Origin of the sequence: Geminocystis sp. CENA526 (genome assembly GCF_050753365.1) — a bacterium.
Lineage (GTDB): Bacteria > Cyanobacteriota > Cyanobacteriia > Cyanobacteriales > Cyanobacteriaceae > Geminocystis.
This window is the reverse complement of the sequence record NZ_JBLZFY010000021.1, coordinates 19,345-31,010: the sequence shown is the minus strand read 5'-3', so window position 1 is coordinate 31,010 and position 11,666 is coordinate 19,345. Positions and strand designations below refer to the sequence as shown.

The following is an 11,666-nucleotide window of genomic DNA, read 5'->3' as shown; positions in this document are numbered from 1 at the left end:
AAGTATCGATAAAACTTTCTAATTTTTTCTTTTTAAATGTCATAAACTTTTTTTCTTGTTAATGGCATATTTACTTCTAAGTCAGCGACTAACCAATCAAATTCTTGATCTAAATTATCTAGTTTATTTTCATTTTCTATTACTTCATTATAATCAGAAATTAACTGAATTTGATATTTTTTATTAATAGTTAAATTTGGGGAGATTTCAGGTTTAAAAACTTCACCATCAAAAATTACTGTAATTAATTGATTCATGGCTTTTTATCTTTTAAATTTTATTTTATTATACTCGATAATAATGAATAATTAGCGACTATTACTTAACACCTATCAACTATTCACTATCAATTATGAATTTAACTTTAGAAATACTCAAAAGAATTGAAGAAAAACCCTTTACTTTTATTCCTGAAAGACTGTCATTAAATTTACCTACCTATAACGGCAATTTTCCTTTTCATCCTCAGCAAAAACAGGCAATCGAATTATGTCTTTCTAATTCTCCTTTAGTCACCATCGCAGGAATATCAGGTAGCGGTAAAAGTTCGATCGTGCCTATCATAACAAATATTGCTTTACAGAATCAAAAATCTGTCTTAATTGTTTCTAACAGCAGTTTTAAGCCTTATCAAAATCTTTCCCTGATGCCTTTATCCATCACAGGAGAAAATCAGACAGAATATAGACAATTATTTAAGACATGGTTAAGAGAAAATTTGACGAATCCTAACCTTAATTTTATGCCTAACTATCTCCAGTTCGATCGACTGTTTGAGAAAGTAGTAAAAAATAGCGAGAAATGGCTAAATATTTTAGACAAAAACGACATAAATTTATTAGCAAAAGTGGTTAATCAAGAATTTCCCCAAGAAAGTAAAACTCGTCAACTATTATTAGTCAAAAAAATTCAACAATCGAGACAATTATTAACAAGAAAAGAATCATTAAAACAGACTTATCAAAATCTTTCCGATACAGCCTTAGAAGAATTAACAACTATGGCGATAAACTCCCTAAAAATTCCTGTAATTTGTCAAGAAAAGTATCTTCCATTTTTAGAAAATCAAACCTTTGACTTAGTTATCGCCGATGATAGCCATAACTTAGAGAAAGAAACCATCAAAACTTTAACCAAGTATAGTCAAAAGCTAATTTTTTTAGGAAACTTATTTCCCCGTAAAGATAACGAGTTTTATCAGCTATTTAATTCTTTGTCTGTTGCCTATCGTATAGAAATGAAGCAAAATTATCGCCTTAATTCACAACTGGCTTTAAAAATTTTACCCTTTCTTTATCCTGAGAAAAGTTATCACCAATTTAACCAGTGGAATCAAAACATTTTTCGAGGAGAAAAAAGTCCATTAATTTGGCATGATGTGGTTAATAATGATCAATTATGGTCAATTTTACAGGATAAGCTATTAAACTTTAATCATAATTATCAGATAGTGACTTTTAGTCAAAATACTCGTCATATCCTGCAACAACAATTAACTAATTTAGAAATTAATACTTCCATCAAATTAACTCAAGAATGTCAGGGGGAAGAATGGGAAAATCTTTTAATTATTTGTGATAAAACCGACTCTTATCAAATTAGTCACCAAGACTTACATTTAGTCTTAACTAAGGCAAAAAATCAGATTATCATTTTAGGAGATAAGACTCATTATGAAAAATCAGTTTTTGCTAATTTATTCCATAACAACGCATTTTACGTTATTCGAGATTTAACTTTAATTTAAAGTGATAAGTTTTTTCTCTCGCAAAGGCGCAAAGACGCAAAGACACAAGCACACAAAGTTTTTGATACATTAAGTTAAATAAGGATAGCATCATGAAAATAGTTTGGAAAATTAAAGGCAAGTATCGCAGATTCATTTCTGATAATCAACCAATACCAGAAACCAACTTAGATGATTTAGTCGAGAATATTTATAGTATTGCTAACCAAGAAAAAATTTACTCTATCCCGAAAATTCATCAAGGTTTTGGTTTAAGTCTTTTATCCGAAGACAGTTTTCAAACTCTGCTAACAAAAAAAGTCACTAACTCTTCTCTACTGAGTAAGAATATCTTGCCTCCTTTATTAACTTCTTCTTCTGCAAACTTACAACCTCTCAAATTTGTTTATCAATTTATTCCCGAAACAGAATCACAATTTACACCTTTTTTTCTTAATGTGGATGATTCTCAAATTCCCCATAATTTAAGAGACATTACCGAAGGCTTTTATCATCTCGACTTATTCTCTAATAATATAGACAATCCTTTCCTAGAAAATATCAAAACTTTAGCAGTTAATCGATTACAGTTTAGTCTGGAAAATAATCCCCTCGCTGTCATCGAAACCTTTGTTAAAAATCCAGAGACTCAAGAATTTTCTGTTTATCTACCTAATAACTGTATCGCTATTTTTTCTCGTCAAGAATTATCACCTCAGCAAAAAGAAGCCATTGCAATTTTAACTAACAACCCCAAAACTTCTTCCCATAATCCTCTTGTTATCGACTATCAGAAAAAACACGGTATTATCCCTTCTTTTTCTATCGAAAATCAAACTCAAATTCTCGATTTGCCTCAAATTTACATCGCAAAAGGCAATCATCGTCAATTTTTGCAGTCATTAATAGATAATGCTAAACAATTTCTGTTAATTAGTAGTTATCGCCTTGAAGATTTGGAAATAGTCAATTTAATCGCTAAAAAAAGTCAAGAATTACCCTTCGGAGTATGGATATTAACAGACTTGAGTGAACAAGTGCAAGATCGAGTTGATTTTAATATGGATGATGAAAATGATAACTCTGAATATGTACAGTCCGATCGACTTAAGCAAGAATGTTTACAAATTTTATTAAAAGCTAAAATCAGATTTCGCAGTGGCAATTTTCACCTTAAAACTTATATTAGCGAACAAGGGGCTTATTTGGGTTCGTGTAATTTGACGGGAGGAAGTTTAAATCGCAATCTCGAAGGCGGAGTCATCTGGCAACATAATCTCCAACATCAATTTTTAATCGATTATTTTCATCATCTTTGGCAGGAGGAAACCACCGCTAAAGCTATCCCAACCGCTAAAGGTTATCGCATCGAAAGTTTAATCCCTTCTCAAGCTAAATCACCTGAAAATAACAACTTTTTAAATTACTATCAATATGAAAAAGATTTGATGATTTCTTTAGCAAAATTTAAGGAGAATCCCCAAGGAAAAGTTATCATTCTCACTCGTAACTTTATGCCGAATAGTCAATTACTAAACCTTATCAAAAAAATTCCTCATCTCATTTTTTATTGTAACTTTAACAGTAGTGACTTAAAGGCAACAAAAATTTATCATCTTCATAGCAAAATTGTTTTAATTGGAAGTCAAGTTGCCTATCTCAGTAGTCAAGATTTTGCTTTTACTCATTCTCCTTTATTTGACTTAACTTATAAAACTACTAACCCTGAAGAAGTTAAACAAATTTATCAACAAATTAAACAAACTTTATCTAATTAACTCAACTTTTAATTTAATACCATGACTAAATTTTTTAACCTAGAATCTTATCTTGAATGTTGCCAATACGCTTCTATTTTTGATGAATCTTCTGAAACATTAATCCCCCCTAATCATTCTTTACCTCTTTCCTATAAAAATTTTTATCATGATTATAGCCATAGAGAATTTTTACCGATTCCTGTGATAACTTCTGATTTTCCTTCACAATTAAAACCTCGTGATAACCCCATCATAAAACATTTTTTAGGCTTTTCGATCGAAGATAATAATTCAGACTCTATTTTTATTATCAGGGAAGCAAATTCTTTAGTTTTAAGAGTCTTAAATTCTGCTTATCTTTATAGTAATATTTATGCTTATTGGAGTTATTCTAATCAATTAGAAAATTACGCTCAATCAGGTAAACCTATTATCATTTATGATTTTAACAGTTTTACTCCTCAACAAATTACTCCCCTAACTTTTGAAAACTTGTCTAACTCTACTCATCCTATTCCTATAATTGATACTCGCAATGTTGAAAAATATCAATCCTTAAATCTTAATCTTAATTATGAAGATATTTATAATAATATTTGTGAACAATTTGCTAATAAAATTATCCGTCAATGTAAAATTGATATTCGGTATCTTCAAGAAACTGTTAAATATGTCAAAGCTATCAATATTTTTTATCAGATTAATCATCATACTGTCAATTTACCGTTACTAATAAAAGTCAATAATAACTATTATCAATATAACCTTGAGGTTAATGATTTAGCAGAAATTATTTGGCAGTATTTTCCCTTAGAAAAATTAAGAGAAATAGTTAACAATAATCAAGAAGAATATAACTTCGTTATTTTAACTAACTATAGCAGAATATCTAGCGTTTATCATACTTTAAGTCAGGAGTTTATTCTTGCTAATACTGAGGAAAATAATTTTGAAAATATTTGGCAAGAAACTAGACAAAAACAATTCCCTCTTTATGGGCAACATTTAGATAATATTAGCTTTTTTGTGCGCCGAAAAGGAGAAGATAAAGATACGGAAATTAGTCTCCCTTCTCAAATTTGTTATGAAGGAGAAAAAGAAGTAATTGTCTATGGAGAATATCTCAATAATCAAGGAATTATAACTAATGAATTTTCTATATCAACTTCTCCCATTTTTTTACCTTTTACTATTAACCAACAACCTTTAATTAATGATGAAAAAGAGCAAATTTATCAAATTAATAATCAATATTTTGACACAACACCCGAATTAAAAATTAAGATTCGCTTTCGTCTTCAACCCGGATTAACCCCTAAATTAGAAATTATTGATCAATTCGATCGAATTTTAACATCTTCTTTGCTCGATCGGCCAGAAATTACTTTAGGTTATATTCCCTATGATAAAATATCTAATTTTCGCCAAGAAATCTCTGAGAGAGGTTGGGTAAAGTTATCAGAAAATAAAGCTATTTTATTGGAAAAATTAAAATTATGGGAAAGTATATTAAGTATTTCTGATTTATTAGAAAAAGCTAATAAAATTAAACAATTAAGATTAACTAAACAAGATGATTTTCCTATTATTTTAACTATAAATGATGATAATTTTGAGCAAGAATATTTACTAAATTTATATAAATTTATTGAAAATATTGTAGATGAAAGTTTATCAGCATTAGGTAAAAAAATGCCATCATCGATGAATAAAGACACAAAAAATATGATTAATTATGCCCATAGAGATATTTTATTATTTCTAGGAAAAAGCTATAGCTTAACACAAAATATGTCATTAAATTTCCTGTTTGATAATAATAGATTAATGAGTAATATGGAGATTCTACCTTCTGGTATTAGAAAACAATATAAAATCAAAAATTTTGAAATTCATCTGCAAAATATTGCCAGAATGTCTTGTACTTTATCGAAACAGAAACAATTTATCAATTTATTTAATCTTTATTGTGAGACAAAAGGTAAAAATTTTTACAAAATAGACGATTATCTTTGGGGTTATGCGAGAATTTTAGTCTGGTATTTTGATTTTAATAATTCTGAGAAATTCTTAGACTATAAACAACATTTTCAAGATATTATTACCCATGCTTTAACTCTTAATCCTCGTGATAATAAGAATAATAGTTATCTACAAAATGCTTTAATTACTCTCATTTATTTACTGACTTTTCGAGAAAAAGATGCTGATTTTGTGAAAGAAAATTCTACTCTTTATCATCAAAGCAAAGAATTATGTAACAATTTACGATATTATCCTATAACGACAAAACAAGTAAAAATTAATATACCTTTAAATGAGTTTTTTGAAAAAATATTAGATGGAAATATAACAGGAATAGAAGTGGAAAGTATTATTAATATTTAAACTTATTCATTTGATAAATTTGGTTATTATACAAAAGTTTTAGATGTTATTTATTATTAATTTGTCATAAAACCTAGTGCGTTCTAGCTTATCATCAAAAAACTGTTTGAGCAACCTTTCATTTACAAAAATTTAGTAAGACTGCTTAGAATTGTTAATTGTTAATTGTTAATTGTTAATGAGATTTAGGATTTAGTAGCAAGTTCTGAGTTTACTACATCTTGAGCAGAAATATTGTTCACTCCTGCTTCTAAAGATGCTTTTAATACTAAACTGCTACTGACAGATTTATTGGCGATCGAAACGATGGGATTCGATAAAATACCAAGTACAGAAGTAGCAATCAATAAAAACACCAACGCCACTTGAATCGGGCGCATTCCTCTGACATTCCAACGGGTAGGAGGATATTTTTTCACTACGTCTGACATTTCGTGAGGTTCTTTTACTACCATCATTTTCACGACTCGAATGTAATAGTAAATAGAAATAACGCTAGTAACTAAAGCCACTAAAACAAGGCTATAAAGCCCATCCTGCCAACCTGCCCAGAAAATGTAAATTTTGCCAAAAAATCCTGCTAAGGGGGGAATACCGCCTAAAGAAAGCAGACACAGGCTTAATCCGAGGGTTAATAGGGGGTCTTTTTGATAGAGTCCTGCATAATCACTAATTTTATCTGTACCTGTTCTCAAGGAGAAAAGAATAATACAGGCAAATGCACCTAAGTTCATAAATAGGTAAATAAACAGGTAAAAGATCATACTAGAGTAACCTGCTTGAGTACCTGCGACTAAACCAATCATCACAAAACCTGCTTGACCGATCGAGGAATATGCTAACATTCGTTTCATGCTAGTTTGAGCTAAGGCTACTACGTTACCTAATACCATACTGAGGATAGCTAAGGCAGTAAAGATAAAGTGCCATTGTTCGGTGACAGGTGCAAAGGCGGTAACTAATAATCTAATAGCGATGGCAAAACCTGCGGCTTTTGAGCCTACAGAGAGGAAAGCTACCACAGGAGTGGGCGAACCTTCATAAACATCTGGAGTCCACTGGTGAAAGGGTACAGCAGAAATTTTGAAGGCGATACCTGCAACCATAAATACTAAGGCAATGGCTAAACCAAGGGATTCTAAGCCTTCTCCTGCTTGTATTGTAGTGGCAATGGTATTGATATTGGTCATGCCTCCTGATAATCCATATAGTAAGGATGAACCATAGAGGAAAATAGCGGAACTCGCAGCACCAATTAACAAATATTTCAAAGCGGCTTCGTTCGATCGAGGATCACGCTTCATGTATCCTGTCATTAGGTAAGAGGAGATACTCAACATTTCTAAAGAAACGAAAATCATCACCAATTCTGACGCACCACAGAGAAACATTCCTCCTAGGGTAGCGGTTAACATGATACCGATAAATTCTGCGAGGGAAGTACCAGTATTTTCAATATAAGCGATCGACAGTAGAATAGTGATAGCGGTAGATAAAGCGACAATGCCACGGAAAACGATGCTTAAATTATCCGCAGTAAAAGAGCCGATAAATGAAGTAGGATCAGGATTATCCCAACCATAGACTAAGGCAACCACTGAGGCAACAAGTCCGCCAATTGCCACATAAGGCAAAAGACTAACAGATTTACGCCCAAAAATTAAATCAACAATTAAAACCAATAATAAAGTAACGATAACGATTCCTTCGGGAAGGATAGCCGTAGCGTTCAATTGACTAGCAATTTGACTAGAAAAATCCATAATTAATCAATTTGATAACTCTCAATTAGTAATCTTACCTGAAAATCGATGAATCAATGAATAATTAGGGATTGCTGAAAAAGTATTTTGATAAAGATAGGCAAAAGGTAAGAGCTTTTAACAGATTTACTAAAAAATATCTGGAATATATTTGATTTTTAGAGATTGCTTTGTATCCTTGCAATGACGGATAGGATTCGATCGAGTTGGAGATTGCTTCGTGCCTCGCAATGACGGAGGAGGAGGCAGTTCGATCTAGTTTGAAGGGGATTGCTTCGTTACCTCGCAATGACAAGGGGAATTTGATCCATTTTTGGTTTATAAATTAGGTTCGATCGTTATCATTTAACCAATTTTCTAAATCTTCTATACCCTTAAAATCCAGTAGTGCTTCTCCTAAAGATTCTAACTGAGGAATGGACATCGATCGAACTTTTGCTTGTAAATCATTACTCAGATTACCACAACGGCGTGTTAACAAGCGGATAACCATGTTTACCTCTCCAATTTGTAAGACTTGTTGATAAAAACGAGTTTGAGTCACGTCTGCTTCTCTTAGGTTAATCATTTTTTGTATCTCCTCGATCGATAATTTAGGAAATTTATTTACCAGTATAGCCTCGATTAAATCTAATCTTAAGTTGAATTGTGCTTGATTTTCGGCACTTTCTAAAATGCGATTCGCTTCCGATACGGCTTGATTTTCGGGAGTAACTATTAATTTTAATAAGGCTAAATTTGGGCTTAAATTTTCTTGGCTTAATAAGTCCGATAAAAACAATCTTTGGACTCGATTATCTAGCAAATCTTGATAGGGTTTTTCAATACCTAAATCTTGGTTTCGATCGTTTAATATCAATAATCCTCGCCAATTTCGTTTGACTTTATACTGATGAATATAGACAAATATCCCACCAAAATAACGACTGTAAAATTCGCTATCATTTTGCATTTGTGCTTCGAGAAACACTAAGGGTACATTATCATTATTTCCAAGGGGTGTTAATAATCCATCCAGACGAAATTCTTTTTCTTTTACTACGGGGGCTTTATAATCGAATTGACTACCTTCGGGAATTTCTGGTAACAATTCCCAAATTAGACTCGGTTGATTTAAAAAGATACGGTAAAATAACTTATCGGTTTTCATAATTTTTTTACTGAAATGTTGGGTTACACTTCGTTAACCCAAGCTACGTTAAGAAATTTCGTTATTAGTTAACCAATTTTCTAAATCTTCAATACCCTTAAAATCAAGTAACGCTTCTCCTAATGATTCTAACTGAGGAATGGACATCGATCGAACTTTTGCTTGTAAATCATTACTCAGATTGCCACAACGACGAGTTAACAAGCGGATAACCATGTTTACCTCAGTAATTTGTACAACTTGTTGATAAAAACGAGTTTGGGTAACGTCTGCTTCTCTTAGGTTAATCATTTTTTGTATCTCCTCGATAGTTAATTTAGGAAATTTATTTACCAGTATAGCTTCGATTAAATCTAATCTTAAGTTGAATTGTGCTTGATTTTCGGCACTTTCTAAAATGCGATTTGCTTCTGATACGGCTTGATTTTCGGGAGTAACTATTAATTTTAATAAGGCTAAATTTGGGCTTAAATTTTCTTGTCTTAATAAGTCCGATAAAAACAATCTTTGTACTCGATTATCTAGTAAATCTTGATAGGGTTTTTCAATACCTAAATCTTGGTTTCGATCGTTTAATATCAATAATCCTCGCCAATTTCTTTTAATTTTATACTGATGAATATAGACAAATATCCCACCAAAATAACGACTATAAAATTCGCTATCGTTCTGCATTTGTGCCTCTAAAAAGACGAGGGGTACATTTTCATTATCTTCAAGAGGTGTTAATAATCCATCCAGACGAAACTCTTTTTCTTTCACCACAGGGGCTTTATAATCGAATTGGCTACCTTCGGGGATTTCTGGTAACAATTCCCAAATCAGACTCGGTTGATTTAAAAAGATACGGTAAAATAACTTATCGGTTTTCACTTTTAAGGTTTTGTTGTTATTTTTCCCTATATTATCAGAGTTAGAAAACAGATGGAGGGTTCGATCGAGCAGCGTTGCTTTTAGCGATCGAGCCTACATCATTTTGACGGGGAGTACCAGTAAAGGTTGTACCATTAAAACTTAACCATTGGGGTAAATCAGTACCATCAGCTAAAGTTGCTGTATAGGTTAAAGTGTCTCCATCTTCATCGGTGAAAGTGTCGTCTGGAATGGTAAAATTAAAGATACTGTCTTCTAAAGTAGTTTGATCTGCGATCGCTGTATTGACTACGGGAGGAGCATTAACATTCTCGACGGTTAACTCAAAGGTATCCTCAACGGATAATGAATTTTGTGAAGTACCACGAATGGTAACTTCAGTTGTTCCAAATTGATTCTCTAAGAAATCAAGAATTAATTCATTACCGTTGATATTCACATTAACTAAATCAGGGTTAGTATTACTGACTAAAGTTTTCTCGATCGTACCGCCAATAATATTACGGAAAACATCCGTTAAATTGATAATTAAATTTTCTGAGTTTTCATCAACACTAATATCAACAATGGGATTAAGGATTGTGGGAGGAGTCTCAAGAATTAATGGTAGGATTAAATCATCTCCAACACTGGGAACTTCAAACACAACTCCATTTTCGACAAAATAGTTTGAGTAGTTAGCAAGAATATCTTGTCTTCCAGCATCACCAACATAGAGAAAAGTCTCAGGGATTAAAATACTTTCAAATCTGTATATATCCTCTCCTATATTCGCATCGGCAGGATAAGCAGAAAATGCCCAACCCTCTTCAATAAAGTTGGGGGAGTTTTGAAGAATATCGATCCTTTCTTCGTCATCGGCAAATAGATAAGTACCCGGAACGTTAAGATTTTGAAAACGATAGAATGGAATTAAGTCATCTTCTCGGGCTGTAAATACCGAAAAGGCAAATCCTTCTTCCACAAATTGAGGGTAGTTTTGAAGGATAGATTGTCTCTCTTCTTCCCCGGCAAACAGAAATGTACCAGGGCGATCGGCGTTTTGGAAGCGATATACGGAAGTGTCATCAGTAACTAAGACTCTGACAGTATTGTTTTGAGTTTCTCCTAATAAATTGGTAGCTTGGATGGTAATTTCAGCGACACCATTAGTATTGTTTTGATAATTAAGTAAGATTTCTCCATTACTATTAATGTTAGCAGTAACTAAATTAGGATTATTATTATTTTGGATGGTAAAACTTAATTCAGGTACATCTGCAACGGTGACACCCTCAAATCTCACTAAATCACTATCGTCATTGACAGGAGAATTAATCACGGGTAAATTAGTAAAAGCTGGATTTGTACCTCTAGCATCGATGGTAGATAAAGATGCGATTGAATCTATAGTATTTAAGTCATCCTGAGATAAGACTGTACCAAAGACAGTAAAACCGCCATTTTGATTATCAAGGTTACTGGCATTATCGGTTAAATTAAAAAACCATTGACTTGTAGCACTATTAGGATCGCCACCTAACTTCGCCATAGCAATTGTACCCCTTGTATTAGAGCGATTTGAGCTAAACTCGTTAACAACGGGAGAGGTTGTTTGTATATCACTCACTTCCAGATTATTAACGGTAAAACCGCCCCCTTGAATAACAAAATTAGGTAACGATCGATGGATAATAGAGTTAACATAGGCATTATTCTCAACATATTGTAAAAAATTGTTAACGGTTAGGGGTGCGCCTTGTCCATTTTGATCAAATAATAAAACGTTGATTTCTCCATTACCCAGGGTATTGTTATAGAGATTGAATGTTGCTATTTTACCAGTGGTAAAAGGATCATCAAAAAATTGAAATAGATTTAGAATAGTATCATTACTACTGGCATTGACAACTAAAGTGTTAAAAGGATTGGTATTAATAGTCATAAATTAAGAATGTAGAATGCAGAATGAAGAATTACCTAAAACCTAAAACCTATTACCTAAAACCTATTACCTATTACCTAAC

General features: G+C 32.2%; 8 protein-coding genes. 3 read left to right on the top strand and 5 right to left on the bottom strand.

Annotated features, from left to right (window positions below):
- Nucleotides 1–32: 32 nt before the first annotated feature.
- Nucleotides 33–257, bottom strand: coding sequence for a hypothetical protein (locus ACN4EE_RS08425; protein ID WP_431705980.1), 225 nt, complete (start codon nt 255–257; stop codon nt 33–35).
- Nucleotides 258–352: 95 nt separating this feature from the next.
- Here ACN4EE_RS08425 and ACN4EE_RS08420 point away from each other — a divergent pair, with 95 nt between their 5' ends.
- The 3 genes from ACN4EE_RS08420 (at nt 353) to ACN4EE_RS08410 (ending at nt 5,874) form a co-directional block, all read left to right on the top strand.
- A complete protein-coding gene (locus tag ACN4EE_RS08420; protein ID WP_431705979.1) occupies nt 353–1,747 on the top strand; it encodes a DEAD/DEAH box helicase family protein in 1,395 nt (464 codons plus the stop codon).
- A 92-nt stretch (nt 1,748–1,839) separates the two neighbouring features.
- Nucleotides 1,840–3,504 carry a phospholipase D family protein gene (locus ACN4EE_RS08415; protein ID WP_431705978.1) on the top strand — a complete coding sequence of 555 codons (1,665 nt, stop codon included), beginning with the start codon at nt 1,840–1,842 and terminating at the stop codon, nt 3,502–3,504.
- A 21-nt stretch (nt 3,505–3,525) separates the two neighbouring features.
- Nucleotides 3,526–5,874, top strand: coding sequence for a hypothetical protein (locus ACN4EE_RS08410; protein ID WP_431705977.1), 2,349 nt, complete (start codon nt 3,526–3,528; stop codon nt 5,872–5,874).
- Nucleotides 5,875–6,059: 185 nt separating this feature from the next.
- Here ACN4EE_RS08410 and ACN4EE_RS08405 read toward each other — a convergent pair whose 3' ends face one another.
- From ACN4EE_RS08405 to ACN4EE_RS08390, 4 genes are all read right to left on the bottom strand, one after another.
- The gene (locus ACN4EE_RS08405) at nt 6,060–7,637 is read right to left on the bottom strand and encodes an NAD(P)H-quinone oxidoreductase subunit N (RefSeq protein ID WP_431705976.1); all 1,578 of its coding nucleotides are present in this window, start codon (nt 7,635–7,637) and stop codon (nt 6,060–6,062) included.
- A gap of 325 nt (nt 7,638–7,962) precedes the next feature.
- Nucleotides 7,963–8,787, bottom strand: coding sequence for a DUF2887 domain-containing protein (locus tag ACN4EE_RS08400; protein WP_431705975.1), 825 nt, complete (start codon nt 8,785–8,787; stop codon nt 7,963–7,965).
- A 48-nt stretch (nt 8,788–8,835) separates the two neighbouring features.
- Complete coding sequence (locus ACN4EE_RS08395) at nt 8,836–9,660, bottom strand: DUF2887 domain-containing protein (RefSeq protein ID WP_431705974.1); 825 nt, start codon at nt 9,658–9,660, stop codon at nt 8,836–8,838.
- A gap of 40 nt (nt 9,661–9,700) precedes the next feature.
- Nucleotides 9,701–11,584, bottom strand: a complete 1,884-nt coding sequence (locus ACN4EE_RS08390) for a peptidylprolyl isomerase (RefSeq protein ID WP_431705973.1) — start codon at nt 11,582–11,584, stop codon at nt 9,701–9,703.
- Between the last annotated feature and the right edge of the window lie 82 nt (nt 11,585–11,666).